A 20,314-nucleotide genomic window follows, 5' to 3' on the forward strand; every position below is an offset into this window, starting at 1 on the left:
ATGACCGGGCGTAACACGAAGGTCACGATGCGGCGGCACCCCGCCGCCATGGTCAGCGAGGACGACTTCGCCGTCGAGGAGACGGACCTGCCGCGGCCCGGCGACGGGCAGGCCCTCGTGAAGGTTCTGTACCTGTCGCTGGACCCGTACATGCGGCCGATGATGGACCCGGTGCGCTCCTACGTACCGCACCTGAACCCAGGCGACGTCATGCCGGGTGCCACCATCGCCGAGGTGATCGAGAGCAACGAACCCGAGCTGCCACAGGGCACCGTCGTGGCGTGCTCTCTCGGGTGGCAGACCCACGGTGTGGTGACCAAGGACGTGGTCCGTGTCATCGACCGGAACGCCGGCCCCGCGTCGGCCGCGCTCAGCGTTCTCGGAATGACCGGAGCCACAGCGCATTATGGTCTCCTCGAGCTCGCCAAGCCCACGCCCGGCGAGACCGTCGTCGTGACGGCGGCCTCCGGTGCGGTCGGCGGTGTCGTCGGACAGATCGCCAAGATCAAGGGCTGCCGAGTGGTCGGTATCGCCGGCGGGGCCGAGAAGTGCCGGTACGTCGTCGACGAACTCGGCTTCGATGCCTGCATCGATTACAAGTCCCCAGACTTCGAGAAGCAGCTCGCGGCCGCGACGCCCGACTACGTCGACGTCCTGTTCGAGAACGTCGGGGGTCCCGTACTCGACGCCGTGCTCGGGCGTATCAACGACCATGCACGCATCTCGCTGTGCGGCAACATCAGTGACTACAACGCCGACGAGCCGTACGGTCTCAGGGGCCTACGCCACCTGTTGATGCATCGGGTCACGGTCCATTCCTTCGTGATCGCCGAGCACCGCGACTACTGGCCCACCGCGATCGCCGAACTGTCCGGCTGGCTTGCAGAGGGAAAGATCAAGTACCAGGAGGACATCGCGGAAGGCCTGGACAGCGCACCCAAGGCATTCATCGCGATGCTCACCGGCGGAAACTTCGGCAAACAGCTCGTCAACGTCGGGGCGTGACCCTTCCGATGCCCGCCTGTGCGGCCACTCGGGCACACAGGCGGGCATCGGATCGCGTCTGCCCACTCAACGACGGAGCCGGCGCCGCGGCGGTGATGAGCGACACCAAGGCACAGCAACGAGATCTCACCCCGCTTGCGCGGATCGTCTCGACCGGTGGCGGCGCGTCCGCCTCGGCCACCCCTTCGGCATGACCGGCACACGAGTTACCGGAACATCGATCAATTCCCTTGTCCACCAAATTAAACAGTTCTGCATCACGCCAGTGTGCGTCGGCGGCGGTCGAGGTATGGCGATGGCGCTCGAGCGGCTGAGCTGAACCCGACAACAGAACCAGTTCGCGCGCCGAGGCGAACGCGAATTCCAGAGAACCGGAGCATGCGAGATGAACACACGATTGGGCAACAAGGTCGCGATCGTCACCGGAGCGAGCCGGGGAATCGGACTCGGCATCGCCGAGCGACTCGTGGCAGAGGGCGCGAAGGTGGTGATCACCGCCCGCAAACAGGATGCGCTCGTCGAGGCAGTCGCGGCACTGGGCGGCCCCGAGTACGCGCTCGCGGTGGCGGGCAGGAGCGACGACATCGATCACCAGACAGAGACCGTCAAGCGGGCGATGGACACGTTCGGGAGTGTCGACCTGCTCGTCAACAACACCGGAATCAACCCCGTATACGGGCCTATGGTCGAACTGGACTTGGACGCGGCCCGCAAGATCGTCGAGGTCAACTGCCTCGCGGCACTGTCCTGGGTGCAGCAGGCCCACAACGCCTGGATGGGCGAACACGGTGGGTCCGTGGTGAACATTTCGTCGGTGGCCGGAATACAGCCCGCGCCGGGCATCGGGTTCTACGGCGCCACCAAGGCGATGCTGGCACATCTCACCGCCCAGCTGGCCGTCGAACTCGGCCCGGATCTACGCGTCAACGCGGTCGCTCCGGCGGTGGTCAAGACCCAGTTCGCGACGGCCCTGTACGAGGGCAGGGAAAACGAGGTCATCGCCGCCTACCCGCTCAAACGGCTCGGTGTGCCGCAGGACATCGGTAGCGCAGTCGCCTTCCTGCTCTCCGACGATGCCGCGTGGATCACCGGGCAGACCATCGTCGTCGACGGCGGCCTGACGTTGACCGCCGGAGCCGAATAGTACTGCGTCACAACGTCTGTTCCCACCCTCGCGAGCCTTCCGGCTCCCACATTTCTTCAGCAATGACAAGGAGCGAGACATGTCTGATCAGCGCACCGCCATCGTGACGGGAGCCGCGCGCGGAATCGGCGCCGGCGTGGCGAAACGGCTGAGCCGCGACGGATTTGCCGTCGCCATATTCGACCTCGAGGAAGCTGCCGGTAAACCGGTGGTGGAGGAGATCGAGAAGGCCGGGGGTCGCGCCCTCGCAGTCGGCGTCGACGTCGGTGACGAGCAGGGGGTGACGCAGGCCGTCGACCGGGTTGTCGAGGAGCTGGGTGCCCCGACGGTGCTGGTGAACAACGCCGGCATCACCCGCGACAATCTACTGTTCAAAATGACGACCCAGGACTGGGATGCGGTGATGACCGTTCACCTGCGCGGCGCATTCCTGATGACCCGCGCGACGCAGAAATACATGGTCGACGCCGGGTGGGGCCGGATCGTCAACCTCTCGAGCACGTCGGCGCTGGGCAACCGGGGCCAAGCCAACTACGCGGCGGCCAAGGCCGGTATGCAGGGTTTGACCAAGACGCTGGCGCTCGAGCTCGGCAAGTTCGGCGTGACCGCGAACGCGATTGCTCCCGGGTTCATCGAGACCGAGATGACCGTCGCCACCGCGGAGCGGATGGGTATGTCGTTCGAAGACTTCAAGGCGATGGGCGTCGCGGACATCCCGGTGGGCCGGGTCGGCCAACCGGAGGACATCGCGGCGACCGTGTCGTTCTTCGCCCGCGAGGAATCCGGGTTCGTCTCCGGTCAGGTAGTCTACGTCGCCGGCGGGCCACGGGCATGACCGCTGAGAGCACCACTCACCGTGAGGTCCGCGCACGAATCGCGGAGCTCGCCACAGCCTTTCCCCCTCGGTCCACCGAACCTCGCGAGTTCCAGAGGGCCCGCTTCGACGCCGGGCTTTCCTGGGTGCACTTCCCCCTCGGGCTCGGCGGCCTCGGCCTGGTATGACGTGGGAGTATCCGGCACACCTCTACCTCAAGCGCGCCAAGGCCGACCAGATCGCATTCGGCACGCCGAGCGTGCATCGCACAGTCTTGAGCGAACTCGTACGCCTGCCGATCTAGAGGCCGCAGAACGGAAAGCAGCAGCGTCGGAGTGGATCTCGCACATCGGTGTCGCTCGTCGCGGCACACACACCATCTACCGCAGGAAGTCGACACATGGATATATCGCGAAGTGTGGCATTGCCACCCCCGACGATCGGCGTCGTTCGGGAGTCGAACGACGGTGAGCGTCGGGTGGCGTTGGTGCCGAAGATCGTGGCGTCGTTGATCGCCAAGGGCGTCGACGTGGTGGTCGAGTCGGGTGCCGGGTTGGGCGCGCTGATCCCGGACGAGTTGTACACCGAGGCGGGGGCGAAGATCGCCGACCCGTGGTCGGCGGACGTGATCGTCAAGGTCGCGCCGCCGTCGGACGAGGAAGTGGGCCGGTTGCATGCCGGGCAGACCCTGATCGGGTTCCTCGCCCCCCGCAATCAGGACAATCAGGTCGCCGCGCTGAAGGCGGCCGGGGTGGCGGCGTTCGCGGTCGAGGCGATCCCGCGGATCTCCCGCGCCCAGGTGATGGACGCGTTGTCGTCGCAGGCGAACGTGTCCGGGTACAAGTCGGTGCTGCTCGCGGCGTCGGAGTCGACCCGGTTCTTCCCGATGCTCACCACCGCCGCGGGCACCGTCAAGCCGGCGACGGTGCTGGTGCTCGGGGTCGGTGTCGCCGGCCTGCAGGCCCTGGCCACGGCGAAGCGGCTCGGCGGCCGGGCCACCGGCTACGACGTGCGCCCGGAGGTCGCCGACCAGGTCCGCTCGGTCGGTGCCCAGTGGCTCGATCTGGGGATCGACGCCGCCGGTGAGGGCGGCTACGCCCGCGAGCTCACCGAACAGGAGCGGGCGCAGCAGCAGCAGGCGCTCGAGGATGCGATCAAGGGCTTCGACGTGGTCATCACCACCGCCCTGGTGCCGGGCCGTCCGGCACCGCGCCTGGTCACCGCGGCCGCGGTGGAGGGTATGAAGCCCGGATCGGTGGTGGTCGACCTGGCCGGGGAGACCGGCGGCAACTGCGAGCTCACCGAGCCCGGCCGGACCGTGGTCAAGCACGGGGTGACGATCTGCTCGCCGCTGAACCTGCCCGCGAGCATGCCCGAGCACGCCTCGGAGCTGTACTCGAAGAACATCTCCGCGCTGCTCGAGCTGATGCTCGTCGACGGGGCGCTGGCCCCCGATTTCTCGGACGAGGTCCTCGCCGCGTCCTGCGTCACCCGAGACCCGGAGGGACACTGATGTTGTCGATGATCCTCGAGAGGTGCACAACGTCCGTGACGGCGTTCCTGCACCGAATCTTCACACCATGCGACAACTACGCCCACTTCGATTTCTCGTATGGCACGCCGATCGAACTGGACACGAAAATCGAAGAGGGAGATCGGTAATGTACACCGAATTGTTGGCGAACATCGCGATCCTGGTGTTGTCCGGGTTCGTGGGGTTCGCGGTGATCTCCAAGGTCCCGAACACGTTGCACACCCCGCTGATGTCGGGCACGAACGCCATCCACGGCATCGTCGTGCTCGGCGCGCTGGTGGTGCTCGGCAAGGTCGAGAACCCGCCGTGGGGTCTGCAGGTGATCCTGTTCGTGGCCCTGGTGTTCGGAACGATCAACGTGGTCGGTGGTTTCGTGGTCACCGACCGGATGCTGGCGATGTTCAAGTCCAAGCCCACCCCCACCGCTGTTGCTGTTGAGAAGGGTGGGGACAAGTAATGGAATACCTCGTCAACGTTTTGTACATCGTGGCGTTCGCGATGTTCATCTACGGTCTGATGGGCCTGACCGGCCCGAAGACCGCGGTCCGCGGCAACCAGATCGCCGCGGTCGGGATGGGTGTCGCGGTGGTCGCCACGTTGATCGCGATCCGGGACACCTCCAACTGGGTGCTGATCGTCGCCGGTCTGGTGATCGGTGTGGTGTTGGGGGTGCCGCCGGCGTTGCGGACGAAGATGACCGCGATGCCGCAGCTGGTGGCCCTGTTCAACGGGGTCGGCGGCGGCACCGTCGCCCTGATCGCGTACGCCGAATTCCTCGACTCGGACGGGTTCACCGCCTTCGCGCACGGTGAGTCGCCGACGGTGCACATCGTCATCGCGTCGCTGTTCGCGGCGATCATCGGGTCGATCTCGTTCTGGGGTTCGGTGATCGCGTTCTTGAAGCTGCAGGAAACCCTGCCCGGCCGGCCGATCGGCATCGGCCGGTTGCAGCAGCCGCTCAATGCGGTGCTGCTGATCGGGGCCGTCGCGCTCGCGGTGATCATCGGGATCAAGGCGATCGACCCGACCGGACCCACCAGCCAGTGGTGGATCGTGGGGGTGCTGGTGCTGGCGGCGGTGCTCGGGTTGATGGTGGTGCTGCCGATCGGCGGCGCCGACATGCCCGTGGTGATCTCCCTGCTCAACGCGCTCACCGGTCTGTCCGCGGCGGCCGCCGGCCTGGCTTTGAACAATCAGGCGATGATCGTGGCCGGCATGATCGTCGGTGCGTCGGGTTCGATCCTGACCAACCTGATGGCGAAGGCGATGAACCGGTCCATCCCGGCGATCGTGGCCGGCGGGTTCGGTGGCGGCGGCGTCGCGGCGGCGGTCGGGGACGGCGCCGCCAAGACGGCGAAGTCCACCTCGGCGGCGGACGCGGCGATCCAGATGGCGTACGCCAACCAGGTGATCGTGGTCCCCGGCTACGGGTTGGCCGTCGCGCAGGCCCAGCACGCGGTCAAGGACATGGCCAAGCTGCTCGAGTCGAAGGGGGTGGAGGTCAAGTACGCCATCCACCCGGTCGCCGGCCGGATGCCCGGGCACATGAACGTGCTGCTGGCCGAGGCCGACGTCGAGTACGACGCGATCGACGCGAATGGGCCGAGACCCATCCCGAAGTGGACACGTCACCGATCGAAGTGATGGGCCGCATCACCCGGATCGGATCCCAGGCCCTGCAGCAACTCGACCGCGCCCTGGACGCGAGCGGGGTCTCGCGCGCCGAGTTCGACGTCCTGTGTGTACTCGCCCGCAGCGATCGGCCACTACGGGCCAGCGAGGTCACCGCCGTGACGATGCTCAGCGGCGCATCCACCACCAAGCACGTCGACCGGCTGGCCCGACTGGGCCTCGTGGAACGACTGCCGTTCGAACGCGACGGGCGCGTCGTGTTGCTCCATCTGACCGAGCCCGGGCGGCAACTCGTCGACACCGAGTTCCCGCAACGCGTCGAACGGGACCGGCAATTCCTCGCCGGACTCGACGAGGACGAATGCGCGGTGCTGGCCGGGCTGCTCCGGCGGATCGCCGCCAACGTCGAATCCGGGATTCGCCGGTAGCTCCCACCCTCAGGGAATGATCTTCCGGGCCCGAAGATCGCGGAAGATGTCGAGGAACATCCGCTCGGTCTCGACGTGTCGGTGGAAACCCAGCCGGCGCGCCTTGGAACCGTCGGCGATGACGTCGTAGTCCCAGCCGAAGACGAAATCGCCGAACGCCCACGACGAGACGTCCGAGTACGGCGTGGGTTCCAGTCCGTACTTCGCGACGAGGCGGTCCCACACCGGCGCCTTGTCGGCCATGACGACGTCCATCGACATCGGCAGCGGCGGTGCGACGTCCAGTTCGAAGAAATCCGCGATCTTCGGCAGCATCTCATCCCAGCGGAAAAGATCTCCGTTGTTGATGTTGAACGCCTGGTTGGCGCACTCGGGGGTGGTCGCGGCCCAGACGGTCGCCTCCGCCAGCAGCCCGGCGTCGGTCATCTCGATCAGACTCGTATACGCGCCGGGCTTCCCCGGAAACCGCAGCGGCACTCCGAGTTCCTTCGACATCGTGGCGTAGACGGCAATCACCAGTGCAAGATTCATCGGATTGCCGAGAGCGAATCCGCAGACGACCGAGGGGCGGATCGCGGACCACGTCCAGCGCTTGCCGCGCTGGCGGTCCTCGAGGAATTGCTGCTGGTCCACGTTGAACTCGGGCGGCATGTGCGGCGGGTCGCTCTCTCGCGCCGGCGTCTTGAACGGTCCGAGGTGGGCGCCGTAGACCTTGTAACCCTGCATCAGGCTGATGTGCTCGAGCCCCTCAGCCACGGGTTCGAGCGCGTTCACCGTGTTGACGAGCATCGCGACGTTGGGCGCGACGAGCTCCGCCCACGACGGACGGTCCTGGTAGGCGGCGTAGAAGATGTGGGTCACGTCGCGCAGTTCGGCCAGCTTCTCGGCGGCGTCGCGCTCGTCGAGCAGATCGACCGCGATGTGCCGCACCCGATCGGTGTCGGGTCCGCCTCGGCGCGACAGTCCGACGACGTCCCACTCCCCGGTCGCCTCGAGGTGGTCGATCAGATTGCCGCCGATCACCCCGCGCGCACCGACGACCACTGCCACTCTGCGCTTGGCCATCACTCACTCCTATCGGTATATCGCGAAGTTGCGATATGTCGAGTGAACCATACATATCGGAAAATCGCGATATGACGGTACGATGGGCCCGTGAGTGAACTTCCGGACTCAACCGACCTGGCCCTGGTCTTCAAAGCGCTGTCGAACCCGACCCGCGTGCGCATCCTGCAGTGGCTGAAAGACCCCGGCAGCTTTCCCCCACAGCTCGAACCCGCGGAAGAGGTGGGCGTGTGCCTGAAGCACATTCAGGCGAGGGCCGAGGTCTCCCAGTCGACGGCCTCGCAGTACATGGCCGCCCTACAGAGCGCCGGACTCGTCACCAGCCATCGGATCGGGCAGTGGACCCACTACCGCCGCGACGAAGACCGGATCGCCCGGCTGGCCGATCACATCCGCACCGAACTCTGAACGAATCAGGGCATCTCGACGGTTTCGGCGCGCGCGATCTCGTCGAGCGCCCGGCGGACGTACCCGTCGGCGGGAACCTCCGCCGCACTCAGCAGATCGGCGATCACCAAAATCGCGGCCTCCACGGCACGCTCCGGTCTGCGCGGGTTCTCCTCGACATCGGCCACGCCGAGTGCACCGGTCAGCACGGTGACCAGCGAATCGACGTCGACGGCCGGAAACCACAGAGCCGCCGCCCGCGCGCACCGGGTGAGAACGTCCTGCACGTCCTCACCCGTCAAACCGTCCGGGTGCAGCGTCTCGAGCAGTTCCCGGACCACTCCCGACAGCACCGCACCCACCTGCTCCGCGGGCAGGGCCGCCAGTTCCTCCGTCGCCTCGGTCAGCGCCGCCGCATCCGACGCACGCGCCGCGACGATGGCGGCATCGAGTGCTTCGGCGATGTCACGTGCGACAGCAGGCCAATGAGTGGGCCACATCCGGTAGATCCTCTTCTCGTCTTCGTCGAACCGAAGCTCACTGTGCCATGGGACACCGACAAGCGGCGCACTCAGTGCAGCCGCTCGATCAGCCGCAGCGCGTCGAACGGCGCGTACCCCTTCATGTCGTTGTCGAAGTACGCGAAACAGTCGAGGCCCTGCCCGAGCCACCGCTCGACCTTGCGGGCCCACTCGTCCAGCGCCTCGTCGGTGTAGCCACTGGCGTACAACTCCTTGTCGCCGTGCAACCGGGCGTAGACGAAATCGCTCGTCACCGCCTCCACGTACGGGAACCGGCCTGCCGTGTCGGCGACGACGAACGCGACGTCGTGCGCGCGGAGCAACTCCCTCGCCTCCTCCGTGTCGAAACTGGGGTGGCGGACTTCGAGCGCGTGGCGGACGGGACGAGCGGCATCCGTTTCGGTCCACGCCCTGTCGCCGGAGAGCTTGTCGTCGTGCCGAGAAGCGAGCGCCGCGGCGTCGGTGGTCGTCCGCGGCAACTGCTCGAAGAACGCCGCGAGACTCGTCGAATCGAACGCGAGCGTCGGGGGCAGTTGCCACAGCAGCGGTCCCAGCTTGGCGCCCAACGCGAGCACCCCGGATGCGAAGAAGTTCGCCAGCGCCGACTCGGCGCCGACCAGCCTCTTCATGTGCGTGATGTAGCGACCGCCCTTGACGGCGAACACGAAACCCTCCGGGGTCTCGTCACGCCACTTCGTATAGCTCGTCGGCCGCTGCAACGAATAGAAGGACCCGTTGATCTCGATCGACGTCAATCGCCCCGCGGCGTACGCCAACTCCTTGCGATGGGCCAGACCGTCCGGGTAGAAGTCGCCGCGCCAACCGGGATACGTCCAGCCGGAGATACCTACGCGGGCCTCGGCCATCTCACGACCCTAGCGCCGGAACCTATTGCATGTGGCCCGTCCCGGGAGAACCATGAGGGGACCCCACAATCGAGGAGGCACTGATGCCGAGATATCTCTGGCAGGTCACGTACTCACCCGAAGGCGCGAAGGGACTACTCGCCGAAGGCGGCACCGCACGACGCGACGCGATCACACAGATGGTCGAAAGCGTCGGGGGCACAGTCGAATCCTGCTACTTCGCGCTGGGTGGCCGGGATCTGTTCGTGATCGGTGACGTGCCGGACGACGTCGCGGCCGCCGCGCTCGGCATCCGCACCACCGCGTCCGGTGCGGCGAGGTCCGAATCGGTGGCGCTGCTGACGCCGGAGCAGGTGGACGACGCGGTGCGCCGGGACGCCGAGTACCGTGCGCCCGGCAGCTGATCGTCTACCCCTGCGGTAGCGAATATCGTTCTGCAGGATGATGTGCGGCGGCGGAATCGGCCGATAGCGTCGAGCCATGTCAACCGACCAGGCCAACTCGACGTCCGTGAACCCGTTCACCACCGAGTCCGTTCGCCGTGCCCTGTTCGCGCTCAGGGCCTTTCCTGCCGGCCTCGTCTCACTCGGCGCCGCGGCGACCGGACGGCACCGCCGGGCCGAGCGGTGGCAAATCGCTGCCGCCGACTCGAACGGGCCGGCGCGGATCGACGTGCGGTCGCCGTCGTGGCTGCGCGTTGTCGCGCATTCGGTGCTGTCGCTCCTGGTCGGGATGGTGGCGTGGTTCGTCGCGTTTCTCGGTCTGATCGCCGCGGTCCGGGGCCTGTTCTACGGGCTGATCACCGACGGTTCCTACGAGTACAGCTGGGGTGGCCCGACGCTTGCCGGCGCCTGGCTGGTGCATCTCGTCCTCGGACTCTTACTCGTGCCGGTTGTCCTGTGGATCCTGACGGCCATCGCGTCCCTACTGGCCGGACTCACCCGGCGTCTACTCGGCGACGGCGGTCCGGTGTGGGCCGTTCCCGTCGCGCTCGTGCTCGCCGCCGCGGGCGCGCTCCTGTTCCGCTCCTGGCTGCACCAGGCCTGAGACCACGTACTCGAGAACACCGGAATGAATGACCACGAGGGAAGGTTGCACGCCACATGACGGAGACCACAGCAGAAACCCCGCAGCTCGGACAGTTCGGCGTCTGGCGTCACGCAGGCGGATTGGCCCCCGAGGTGGGTGCGGCGATCGAATCGGCAGGCTACGGCGCGATCTGGATCGGCGGCTCCCCGCCTGCCGACCTCGACGTCGCCGAACGCCTCCTCGACGCGACATCCACCATCACCGTCGCGACCGGAATCGTGAACATCTGGACCGCGCCCGCCGACGAGATCGCGACCTCGTTCCACCGGCTCGAGGCCCGTCATCCGGGGCGCTTCCTCCTCGGCATCGGTGTCGGCCATCCCGAGCAGCCCGGACTGAACTACAGCAAGCCGTACGCCGCCCTCGTGGAGTATCTCGACGCCCTCGACGCCGCCGGTGTCCCGGCGGGACGACGCGTCCTCGCCGCGCTCGGACCGAAGGTTCTCGAACTCTCCGCTGCCCGCGCCGCCGGCGCCCATCCGTACCTGACCACGCCGCAGCACACCCGTGAAGCGCGTGAGCTGCTCGGCCCCGGTCCGGTGATCGCACCGGAGCAGAAGGTCGTGCTGGACACCGATCCGGAACGCGCTCGCCCCATCGGACGTTCGGCCGTCGAGAATCCGTACCTGCACCTACGCAATTACGTCAACAACCTGAAACGGCTCGGGTACACCGACGAGCAAATCGCGGACGGCGGCAGCGACGATCTGATCGACGCGCTCGCCGCCCACGGTGACACGCAGTACGTCGCCGGCCGCCTCCGGGAACACCTGGACGCGGGCGCCGATCACGTCGCCATCCAGGTACTCCCGGCAGGCGACGATCCGGTGCCTGCCCTGCGGGAACTCGCAGGCGCGCTGGGACTCTGAGTTCTGCTAACGAAATGTGTGATGGCAGGTACCGCATACTGAAAGGGGTTCGCCGAAACGGTCGGGGTATGGTCCCCTTCTGAACGGCAGGCAGGACTGAACGCAAGGTAGGAACTGTGCAAGAGCCAACGGCACGTCCGGTCGGCCCGTACGCTTCGGGGCCGCCACCTGCAGCCCTGACCGTGCACTCCGCGAGCCTCGACCATTTCCGCGCCGCGGAGTTGTGGCGGGCGCTGGTCATCGGCGTGGTCGTCGTCGCCTACACACTGTTCGCGCTGATCACCTGGCCTGTCCGACGTCGTGGCCGCACCCTTGCGGACGCGGCGTCGGAGGGCCTGGTCAACGGTTTCGAGGTGCTGGGTCCGACGTTCGTCAAGGTCGGGCAGCTGATGGCGTCGTCTTCCGGCGTGTTCCCCGCCCCGCTGGCCAACGCGTGTCTGCGATGTCTCGACGACGTGCCGCCGGTGCCCGCCGAGGAGGCCCGCCGGGTCATCGAAGCCGACCTGGGGCATCCCGTCGACGCACTGTTCGCGTCGTTCGACGACGTCCCCCTCGCCGCCGCCTCCGTCGCGCAGGTGCACGGCTGCGTTCTCCCCGACGGCAGGGAAGCCGTCATCAAGGTCCAACGCCCCGACATCTTCCGCCGCATGGTGGTGGACCTGCGCACCGCGTACTGGGGCGCACGGATCCTCGAGAAACTCTTCGAGTTCTTCCGCATCGCCAACGCCACCGCCATCATCCGCGACCTCCACGCGGCGACGATGACCGAACTCAACAGCGCGGTCGAGGCCGACCGGCAGGCCCGGTTCAGGACGAACATCGGGGCGTTCGGCGACAACAAGGGCGTCACCACCCCGGAGGTGTACTGGGACTACTGCGGTCCACACGTCATCTGCATGGAACGCATGTACGGGCTGCCACTCGACCGGTTCCCCGACCTCGTCCACATGGACACCCGGATGCTGATCCGCCGCGGCGTCAAGGTGTGGATCGAGTCCGTCATCCTCCACGGCCCGTTCCACGGCGACGTGCACGCGGGGAACCTGTGGGTCCTCGACGACGGACGCATCGCGATGCTCGACTTCGGCATCGTCGGTGAGCTCCCCGAGTCGTGGCGGCAGATCCTGCGCGACATGTTCTACGCCACCCTGATCGACGGCGACTTCTCCCGCATGGCCCGCGGAATCCGCAGCCTCGGCTATGCGACGGACAACGACGCCACCGACGACGAGATCGGCCTCCAGGTGGCCGCCGCCCTCGCGCCCCTGCTGGGCCGGGACCTCGGTGAGCTGCGGCTCAGCGAACTCATCATGGCCCTGATCGGCATCGGCAAGAAATGGGGCGTCGCCAGCCCCGAGGAACTCGTCCTGTTCGGGAAGCAGCTCGGCTACTTCGAGCGGTACGCCACCGAACTCGCACCCGGCTGGGTGATCGGGCAGGACCTGTTCCTGTTCCGCAACGTCTTCCCGGACGCCGTCGCCGCGAAGGCCCTCGAACTCGGGGTCGAGCTGCCCGACGAGTGACGCGTACTCGCGGCGAGAGATCTATTGCCCGGTCAAAGAATCCAGCACTGACGCCCGGTGGAGGGGGTGGTCCGGGAGCCGGTCGGGTGTGAGGATCCAGTCGTTGCCCGTCCACGGGTCGGAGACGGTGAGGACCCCCGACGTCGGAACCTGTTGCGCGATGCGTTCGAGTACCGCGACGCCCGGATCCGAATCCGCGGCGGCGCCGTCGCCGACGATGATCAGCGATGTACCGACCGCGGGGCCGTGATCGGCGAGGTGCACGATGCGCGCGGCGTCCTCGGCGCCGTACCCGTGTGGGAAGTCGCCCAGGATCACCAGCCGCGGCTCCGGCACGTTGTCGCGGATTCCGCTGCGGGCCGCCATTTCTGCGAGGTCGACGCTCTCGGACAGCGCGGTGAGGCGGGCGGTGATGTCGGAAGCCGAGGACACGACCGGCGCAGCCAGCAGTGTGCCGAGGGGTTCGGTGAATGTGCGCAGCGAGCCGCTGAGGTCGACCACCTCCAACCGTTGTGCCGCCCCTGGAGACGCGACCAGCATGCGCGCCGCCAGCGCCGCCACCACCGGTGCGGCTTCGGCCGGATCGCCGACGATCCACAGCGGACGCCCCACCGGGTAGTGGACACAGAACGGGACCCGCAGCTCACCGAGATCGGGTGCGGACAACTCGCCGAGCCTGAGCCCGTCCGTCACTGCGCTGCCGGTGACCGGCTTCGTCCAGGCGGCGGATTCGAAGGTGGCCAGCGACCGCGGCAGCAGCGGATCGACGGCGCGGAGTTCGTCGGCCAGTTGAGAAGTCTCACCGTCGAATTTGCGCTGCGCCTCGGCGACGAGGGCATCGCATCGCTCCTGAGCCCTGGCCTGCGAGTGCACGACCGCCGGACTGTTGCGCGTGGACGGGGCGGCCACCGACTCGGACAGTTCGTCGTCCAGCCGCGCCTGCGCGTAGTCGCGCGAGGATCGGAACGAGGCCGCTGACCTGGCGGCGTCCTCGAAGATCATCCACGCCCTCTCGAACGAGTGGGCAGGGTCGAGCGGTATGCCCGCCGGACCGGGTATCGCCGGAATCTCCTCGACGACCGGGTGTGCGGGTTCGTCCACCTCGACGCCGTGCCTGGTGACGAGTTCGGCGAGGCCGCCGTCGTATCCCTGCCCGACGGCCCGCACCCTCCATTCGGTGCCGCGGCGGTAGATCTCGAGGCAGATCGCGGCCGCCTCGGAACCGACCAGCGGGACGTCGAAAACGACCAGGACACGGTCATTTTCGTCGGCGAGTGTGGCCGACAGACCCTCTCGGGCCAGCGTCGACGAACCGTTCGGGGACGCCGGATCGGCACTGACCACGCAGAGCACGCCCGCCGCAGCGGCGTCCACCTCGTCCAGCCGCAGCCGGACCGTTCCGTCCGCGTCGAGTTCCACCCCGGCGGCGCGCCGCTGGTTGTAGAACACGAAGTGGTCCGAGGACAGCGCGCGGAGATCGCCGTCCACGATCAACGCGGAGACGTCGATCGGCGTCGCATCGACCGCGCGGAAACGCAGTACGCGCGACGGCAGCGGGGCGTTCTGCCCCGGAACGAGGTGGACTGTCACCGCCGCCCCTAGACGCCGAGGAAGCGGCCGAGTTGAGGCGCGGCCTCACCCGCGTGCTTGGCCTGAATGCCCTCACCGATGGCCTGCAGCTTCCACTCGCCGCCGACCCGGTACACCTTGGCCATCACCATTCCGGTGAACGGCATCCCGCCCTGCAGCGTGAACCGGGCGAGTTCGGCCGACGACGTGGTGTCCACCAGGCGGCAGAAGGCGTTCTTCACCTGCTCGAACGTGTGCCCGCGGTACGACGTCACGATGAACACGATGGTCGAGATGTGCGGCGGAATGCGGGTGAGATCGACGAGGATCACCTCGTCGTCGCCGGCGCCCTCACCGGTGAGGTTGTCGCCCTGGTGCCGAATCGATCCGTCCTTCGACGCCAGCTGACCGTAGTAGGCGACGTCGACCATGTTGTTGTCCGCGAACAGGACCGCCGACGCATCGAGGTCGACGTTGGCGGAACGGTTTCCGAACATGCCGCGCTTCTCGATCGGGTCCCAGCCGAGTCCCATCTGGATGTACGTCAGCGCAACGCCACCGTCCTTGCGGAGCGTGACCTTCTGACCCTTGGACAGGCTGACCGGTCGCGCCTTGGTGAGACTGACCTCGGCCGGAGCAGCGGGCGTGGGAGGTGCCGCGGGAGCCGGGGGTGCGGCGGGCGCGACCGGCGGCGGGTAGGCAGCCTGCGGTGCCGGTGCCGGTGCGGGAGCGGGCGGCTGCTGGACGGGAGCGGCGGCGGGTGCGGGAGCGTCGTCGACGGACACGCCGTGATCGGTGACGAGAGCGGCGAACCCGCCGGCGTAGCCCTGCCCGACGGCCCGCACCTTCCAGGCGCCCTGGCGTCGGTACAGCTCGAGCGCGATGACGATCGACTCGGAGTTCAGTCCCTCGATCTTGTACTCGTACAGCGAGTTTCCGGCGCCGTCGGCGATGCGGGCGGTCGGCGGCGCGGAGCGGCCGAAGTTACTGGTGGCGTCGTCGAGCGTGATGACCGCGCGCACCTGGGCGATGTCGGCAGGCACCGCGCCGAGCGACACCTTCAGCGAGGCCGCCTGTCCGGTGGCTCCGGGGACGAGCTGTACCCCGGGACCGGTCGGCTGGTTGAAGAAGACGAAGTCGGCGTCCGAGCGGACCTTCCCCGAGTCGGTGACGAGCAGCGCGGACAGGTCGGCGGCGGCGGTCAGTTCGAGGGAGACGATGACGTCGTCGACGCTCAGCGGGCCGTTCTGACCCTTGGCTAGCGGAGTGGACACTGCGGTGGTTCCTTCACTGTGGGAGCGTCGGGTTTGTCCCGTTTGGCCTGTTTGCCTACAACCTACAAAAGAGCGCCGACGGCCGTCGTCCCCGCACCCCGCGCGACGCGGTCCACGAACCAGTGCAGGATCTCCTCACCAGCGGCGATACCGCTGCTACCGGTGACCGACAGGGTCGGGTGCTGCCAGTCGAGCGTTTCGAGTTCGCCGTGCCGGGGACGGATGGCGGCGTCGGCCGCACTGAGCATGTTGGCGTCGAGGGCCCCGTCCCCTGCCGCCAGCACGGGGGCTTCCGGCGCGAGCACTCCGTCGTCGACGAGCCTCGAACGGACCTCCGCGACCGCACGGCTCTTGCACACCGCGTCGGGCATCGTATAGATCTTGCGGCCCTGCCGGGACGCCCCCCATCCCCGGTCCACGCACCAGTCGTTCCACTCCTCCACGAAGCCCACCGGCATCGCGTCGAGGTCCACGACCAGGTAGGAGAACAGTTCGTCGGCCACCCGGGACGAGCGGACCCAGCTGTCGTCGATCCGGCGGCTCAGCTCGGCGCCGACCTCCACCAGCGAGGCTCCACCGTCGGCCATCGCGATGTCGACACCCGACCGCCATCCGCTGTCGGGGACACCGTCGACGAGGATGTTCCCGCCGTTGGTCGTGATCGCGTACCGCCACGGCGCCCCCGGCAGGTCGATGCGCTGGAACTGCGCGACGGTGCGCGTGGTGGCGGGCACGACCACGGCGGACGCGGTGAGCTTCCGCAGCATCGCCTCGGCGGCCGACGTGACATAGGACAGCGGTTTGCCGTCGTACACCTCGACGCACAGCAGGTCCTCGTCGCCGGGCCGCTCGGCCACGTCGCTCTCGGTCACGGCGAGTTCCATGGCCCCGCGCGAATAGATCATGGTGCGGTCGAGGTCGGTCGCGATCAGCGCGGTCATGTCACATCCTTGATCAGGCCCATGCACGAATACGCCAGGGCGGGAACCTCTTCGACGGGGACCGAACGCGCGGCGGCGAGTAGCCGGATGTGCGCGTGCTCCGGCGCCTCGAGGTCGCGGACCAGCACCCGCCACGGCACCCGGCGCAGCAGCACCCGGGTGGTCTCGCCGACACCGGGCTTCACGAAGTTCACACTCGAGATGCCGTACTGCTCCCGGACCTCCTCGACGGACTTCCAGCCGTCCCAGGTGGGGGTGCGGTCCGACCGCAGCAAGTCCTGGACGTCGCCGGGAACGTGCTCGCGCACATCCCCGAAGGACGCGCTGACGGAATCGAGGAGGTGATTGGACACGTCCTCGCCCGCCAGGTGGGCGTAGAACTTGGCGCCGTGGAAGTCGCCGGGTCCGATCAGCGTGTCGTTGAGGACGGTCCGCGACACCAGACCCGACACGGTGGAGTTCAGGCACGCGGAGGCGATCAGGAAGTCGTCGCGGGTGCCGAACGTGCGGACGCAGTGCCCCGGATCGGCGAGGACGGCGAGGTCGTCGTCGAACTGGGCGCCACCGGCGTCGCGGTACTCGACGAGTGCCTGCGACAACTCGCGGGCGATGGCACCCTTGCCCGTCCAGCCGTCGACGAACACCACGTTCGCCGGGTCGTGATGCTGCGCGAGGTAGTCGAGCGCGACGGCGTCGATCCCCCGGTCGCGGACGATGGAGACGGCGTAGTGCGGCAGCGTCAACCCGTGGACGTCGCGCGCCCAGCGGCGCATGAGCACACCCACCGGGGTTCCCGCCCGCGCCAGCGACACGAGTGTGACGTCGCGGCCCCGCTCGGCCAGCACGAGGTCGGTGACCGTCCCCACGGCGCGTGCCAGCCGGATGGAGCTGTCCTGCAGAACCTTCTCGAACAGCTCGCGATACTCCGCGTCGGGCTGGTACTCGATGGGCAGCGTCTCCGCGTAGTGGGCCTCGCCCGACTGGATGCGGTGCTCCCGCTCGGCGACATCGGCTTCGAGGTCCACGTGCGACAGGTCTGTGAGCAGCCAGCCCACCTCGTCGGCCGTGTACGAACCGAACGCCGGGCCGGTCAGCGGCGCCGTCACGTCGGCGCTCCCGGCCGGGTCGTCTTCGGCGGCGCCGCCGTCGCGGCTCGGGCGGCGCGCAGCGACAGCGGGTCGAAGCCGGACACGACGGCCAGGAGCACATCCGTTCCCGACGCGGTGAGCACGTCGAGGAGTCCGCCTGCTGCCGTGAGCCGCTCGGTGTCGGCCGCGGCGTCGATCACCGCGACCACGACGGCGTCCTCGTCCGGCCACTGTGCGTTGTAGACGAAACGCGGCTGCTGTTCACCGTTCTCGGGTGCCGTGAACCGGAATCCGCGGCGCAGCGGGTATCCCGGCCGGTCGAGCACGTAGGCGGGTGACCGCGTCGTCGTCTGGAATCGAACCCGGAAGCCGGACGTGGCGAGCGCGTCCGCGAGTCGCAGCGGGAGGTACATCAGCTCTTCGTGTCCGACGACGATCACCGGGCGCTGCGGGTCGAGTCGGTCGAGGAGCACCGCGGCCGCCGACGTGACGGCCGCATCGAACTCCTCGGTGTCTTCCCGCAGGAACCCGTGCCGACCACCTTCCGGAACCGTTGCGGGCCAGGGTATGTCGGCGCGCTCGACGGTCCCGGTCCGCTCACCGACGGGGTTGAGCACCGGTTCGGGAAGGGCACCGACCGAGTCGATCAGTCCGCCGGGAAGCTCGGTGCGCCCCACCGCCAGACTCACGCTGTCGATCTGCACACCCAGTTCGGCGGCCGCGGCGTCGACGGTGTCCCGGTGACCCTGCTCGCGCATGTCGACGAGCGAGGCCACGACGTAACGGCTGCGCGGATTCTGCCGGTGGAGCGCGCGGATCGCGTCGACCGCAGTGGCGCCGGTGGAGATCTCGTCGTCCACGAGGACGAGTGGACGATCGCCCGTGAACAACTCGACGGACGTCGGCTGCAACTGGTGACTGGTCGCGTGCGAGTGCCCCTCCTCGAACCCGGCGGACGTTCCGATCTCGGGGACGTCCCTCCGTGTGGAGTGCAGGTAACACCGGGCGCGCAGCCGGGCCGCGACACAATGCCCCAGACCTGTTGCGGTCTCGGCGAATCCGAGCACGACGGGATCCGCATCCGGCCCGAGAACGTCGGCGACCAGATCGCCGAGGCGGTCGCCCGCACCGATCACGGCACCCGGGTCGGTGGGCACGTGCTTGCCGAGGACCGTCGAGACGAGCAGGTGGGCGCGGCGCGGGTTGCGACGCAGGCCGGGCTCGACGAGTTCGGGGATGGTCAACCCCGTGTCCGAACCCACGTGGGCGAGCGTCAGCCCCAGGTGTTCCGTGGCCCAGGGCACCGCGCGCACGGCGGTGGGTGAGCTCATCGGACGGCCAGTGCGGTCAGAAGATCCACGAACGTGATTCCCTCGTTTGTCACGCCGAACACCTTCGCCCGGACGAGTGTCTTCTCGGCCCAGCTGCGGTGCGGGCGCATTTCGTTCATCTTGTTGCGATAGCCCGACGCCTGGACGCCGCCGACGCTCTCGGCGCCGAGAATGTCGAGCGCATCGTGGTACTCCTCGTGCGTCACCGCGGATAGGGCGTGTACGGCCGCGACGTGCGTCGGGTGGATGACCGTCTTCCCCTGGATGCCGTTGGCACGGTCGAGGGCGATCTCCCGCAGCAGGCCGTCCAGATCCCGGCTGACCAGCTGCTGACGGAACCGCACCTCGTTGTGTTCCTCGAACGGCGTGGCGCGCAGGGTCGGCCGGAACATCCGCTCGTGGTCGGCGAAGTACTCCCACACCGGACCGGTGATGACGTGTCCGGTGTCGTCGGCCCGGCCCAGGAAGTTGACGATGCCGGCAATCGCGTCCGCGACCACCCGCACGTCGTAGATCGTCAGGTCGCGGTCGCGGCGGATGCCGAACGTGGCACACATGTCGGTGGCGCCGATGCGCACGGCGAGGATCCGCTCGCGGTGTTCGACGAGCAGTTCGCCGATCTTCGCGAGTTCGTCGTCGCGGGTCTCCCGGTGCACCAGTGCCGGCGATTCGAGCACCGGCATCGCGTACAGGTGTTTGCCGAGCCGCTCCGACGCTGCGGCCAGCTCGTCGAGGAAGGCACGTCCCGTCGCACTACCGAACTTCGGAATCACGAATCCGGACAACACCTCGACGCCGGTGGTCAGCAGGTCGGCGATTCGCCGAAGGTCCTCGGCGGCCCGTACCCGGACGAACAACTGCATCCGCGCACCACCGTGGACCGCGAGTCGATCGAGCGCGTCGACGGCGTTGAGCAGCGCCGCTTCCACCTGGTCGTCGGCCACCGCGTCCTCGAGGTCCAGGACCATCGAGCACACACCGTCACCGGACCGGCGGAGGATGGTGTCCGCGAGGTCGGACCTCGTCGCAGGCACGTACAGCGTCGCGCCCAGCGCCACGGCCAGCACCGTTCGATCCTCGTCGGGCCCGAGAGCCTGCGGAGCGTGCAGGAACAGCCGGCCGTGCGTCTCGGGATCGAGGTGGTGGAAGTGCCGCACGTGCCGCACCGCCGCCGTCTCACCTGGCGGCACCGCCGCCGACATGATCTCTTCGCTAATGCTCATCGTCCCCCCGT

At 68.0% G+C, this 20,314-nt stretch carries 20 protein-coding genes and 3 pseudogenes; 14 read left to right on the forward strand and 9 right to left on the reverse strand.

Annotated elements, in window-relative coordinates:
- From DTA22_RS15755 to DTA22_RS15800, 9 genes and pseudogenes are all read left to right on the forward strand, one after another.
- A complete protein-coding gene (locus DTA22_RS15755; RefSeq protein ID WP_112300034.1) occupies positions 1-1,005 on the forward strand; it encodes an NADP-dependent oxidoreductase in 1,005 nt (334 codons plus the stop codon).
- 59 nt (positions 1,006-1,064) lie between these two features.
- A pseudogene (locus tag DTA22_RS15760) lies at positions 1,065-1,324 on the forward strand (hypothetical protein); the annotation flags it as partial.
- Between the two features lie 66 nt (positions 1,325-1,390).
- Positions 1,391-2,149, forward strand: a complete 759-nt coding sequence (locus DTA22_RS15765) for an SDR family oxidoreductase (protein ID WP_112300035.1) — start codon at positions 1,391-1,393, stop codon at positions 2,147-2,149.
- 79 nt (positions 2,150-2,228) lie between these two features.
- Positions 2,229-2,984 carry a 3-oxoacyl-ACP reductase FabG gene (gene fabG, locus DTA22_RS15770; RefSeq protein WP_037241141.1) on the forward strand — a complete coding sequence of 252 codons (756 nt, stop codon included), beginning with the start codon at positions 2,229-2,231 and terminating at the stop codon, positions 2,982-2,984.
- 160 nt (positions 2,985-3,144) lie between these two features.
- Positions 3,145-3,267, forward strand: a pseudogene (locus DTA22_RS36760) (acyl-CoA dehydrogenase family protein); the annotation flags it as partial.
- A 96-nt stretch (positions 3,268-3,363) separates the two neighbouring features.
- Entirely contained in the window at positions 3,364-4,476 is a 1,113-nt protein-coding gene (locus DTA22_RS15785) for a Re/Si-specific NAD(P)(+) transhydrogenase subunit alpha (protein ID WP_112300036.1), read from the forward strand.
- Between the two features lie 148 nt (positions 4,477-4,624).
- Positions 4,625-4,954 (forward strand): NAD(P) transhydrogenase subunit alpha part 2, encoded by a 330-nt coding sequence (locus tag DTA22_RS15790; RefSeq protein ID WP_112300037.1) that lies wholly within the window; start codon positions 4,625-4,627, stop codon positions 4,952-4,954.
- Positions 4,954-6,087, forward strand: a pseudogene (locus DTA22_RS15795) (NAD(P)(+) transhydrogenase (Re/Si-specific) subunit beta); the annotation flags it as partial. The gene DTA22_RS15790 and the pseudogene DTA22_RS15795, both read left to right, overlap by 1 nt.
- 53 nt (positions 6,088-6,140) lie before the next feature.
- The gene (locus tag DTA22_RS15800) at positions 6,141-6,557 is read left to right on the forward strand and encodes a MarR family winged helix-turn-helix transcriptional regulator (protein ID WP_245973523.1); all 417 of its coding nucleotides are present in this window, start codon (positions 6,141-6,143) and stop codon (positions 6,555-6,557) included.
- Between the two features lie 9 nt (positions 6,558-6,566).
- On the opposite strand, the gene DTA22_RS15805 is transcribed toward DTA22_RS15800, so the two are convergent.
- Positions 6,567-7,622: an SDR family oxidoreductase gene (locus DTA22_RS15805; RefSeq protein WP_409372708.1), complete on the reverse strand. Its 1,056-nt coding sequence runs from the start codon at positions 7,620-7,622 to the stop codon at positions 6,567-6,569.
- A gap of 90 nt (positions 7,623-7,712) precedes the next feature.
- Between DTA22_RS15805 and DTA22_RS15810 the strand changes: the two genes are divergently transcribed.
- Complete coding sequence (locus DTA22_RS15810) at positions 7,713-8,030, forward strand: ArsR/SmtB family transcription factor (RefSeq protein WP_037225846.1); 318 nt, start codon at positions 7,713-7,715, stop codon at positions 8,028-8,030.
- 5 nt (positions 8,031-8,035) lie between these two features.
- Here DTA22_RS15810 and DTA22_RS15815 read toward each other — a convergent pair whose 3' ends face one another.
- Both DTA22_RS15815 and DTA22_RS15820 read right to left on the reverse strand, forming a co-directional pair.
- Complete coding sequence (locus tag DTA22_RS15815) at positions 8,036-8,509, reverse strand: hypothetical protein (protein WP_112300039.1); 474 nt, start codon at positions 8,507-8,509, stop codon at positions 8,036-8,038.
- A 71-nt stretch (positions 8,510-8,580) separates the two neighbouring features.
- Positions 8,581-9,396, reverse strand: coding sequence for a DUF72 domain-containing protein (locus DTA22_RS15820; protein ID WP_112300040.1), 816 nt, complete (start codon positions 9,394-9,396; stop codon positions 8,581-8,583).
- An 83-nt stretch (positions 9,397-9,479) separates the two neighbouring features.
- Here DTA22_RS15820 and DTA22_RS15825 point away from each other — a divergent pair, with 83 nt between their 5' ends.
- From DTA22_RS15825 to DTA22_RS15840, 4 genes are all read left to right on the forward strand, one after another.
- The gene (locus tag DTA22_RS15825; protein WP_005251258.1) at positions 9,480-9,800 is read left to right on the forward strand and encodes a GYD domain-containing protein; all 321 of its coding nucleotides are present in this window, start codon (positions 9,480-9,482) and stop codon (positions 9,798-9,800) included.
- A gap of 76 nt (positions 9,801-9,876) precedes the next feature.
- Positions 9,877-10,443 (forward strand): hypothetical protein, encoded by a 567-nt coding sequence (locus tag DTA22_RS15830; RefSeq protein WP_112300041.1) that lies wholly within the window; start codon positions 9,877-9,879, stop codon positions 10,441-10,443.
- Between the two features lie 56 nt (positions 10,444-10,499).
- A complete protein-coding gene (locus DTA22_RS15835) occupies positions 10,500-11,354 on the forward strand; it encodes an LLM class F420-dependent oxidoreductase (RefSeq protein WP_112300042.1) in 855 nt (284 codons plus the stop codon).
- A 116-nt stretch (positions 11,355-11,470) separates the two neighbouring features.
- Entirely contained in the window at positions 11,471-12,877 is a 1,407-nt protein-coding gene (locus tag DTA22_RS15840) for an ABC1 kinase family protein (protein WP_112300043.1), read from the forward strand.
- A 21-nt stretch (positions 12,878-12,898) separates the two neighbouring features.
- Here the strand turns inward: DTA22_RS15840 and DTA22_RS15845 are convergent, their stop codons facing one another.
- The 6 genes from DTA22_RS15845 to DTA22_RS15870 all read right to left on the reverse strand — a co-directional run bounded on the left by DTA22_RS15845 (position 12,899) and on the right by DTA22_RS15870 (position 20,303).
- Entirely contained in the window at positions 12,899-14,467 is a 1,569-nt protein-coding gene (locus DTA22_RS15845) for a TerD family protein (protein ID WP_112300044.1), read from the reverse strand.
- An 8-nt stretch (positions 14,468-14,475) separates the two neighbouring features.
- The gene (locus DTA22_RS15850) at positions 14,476-15,720 is read right to left on the reverse strand and encodes a TerD family protein (protein WP_112300045.1); all 1,245 of its coding nucleotides are present in this window, start codon (positions 15,718-15,720) and stop codon (positions 14,476-14,478) included.
- A gap of 62 nt (positions 15,721-15,782) precedes the next feature.
- Positions 15,783-16,661 (reverse strand): HAD family hydrolase, encoded by an 879-nt coding sequence (locus tag DTA22_RS15855; RefSeq protein WP_112300046.1) that lies wholly within the window; start codon positions 16,659-16,661, stop codon positions 15,783-15,785.
- Positions 16,658-17,767 carry a cysteine protease StiP family protein gene (locus tag DTA22_RS15860; RefSeq protein ID WP_112300047.1) on the reverse strand — a complete coding sequence of 370 codons (1,110 nt, stop codon included), beginning with the start codon at positions 17,765-17,767 and terminating at the stop codon, positions 16,658-16,660. Before DTA22_RS15860 ends, DTA22_RS15855 begins: the two co-directional genes overlap by 4 nt.
- Positions 17,764-19,080, reverse strand: a complete 1,317-nt coding sequence (locus tag DTA22_RS15865; protein WP_112300048.1) for a phosphoribosyltransferase family protein — start codon at positions 19,078-19,080, stop codon at positions 17,764-17,766. The genes DTA22_RS15860 and DTA22_RS15865 overlap by 4 nt, the downstream gene beginning before the upstream one ends.
- Positions 19,077-20,303 (reverse strand): HpcH/HpaI aldolase/citrate lyase family protein, encoded by a 1,227-nt coding sequence (locus tag DTA22_RS15870; protein WP_081792170.1) that lies wholly within the window; start codon positions 20,301-20,303, stop codon positions 19,077-19,079. Before DTA22_RS15870 ends, DTA22_RS15865 begins: the two co-directional genes overlap by 4 nt.
- Between the last annotated feature and the right edge of the window lie 11 nt (positions 20,304-20,314).

It is taken from the genome of Rhodococcus wratislaviensis (assembly GCF_900455735.1).
GTDB classification, from domain to species: Bacteria; Actinomycetota; Actinomycetes; order Mycobacteriales; family Mycobacteriaceae; genus Rhodococcus_F; species Rhodococcus_F wratislaviensis.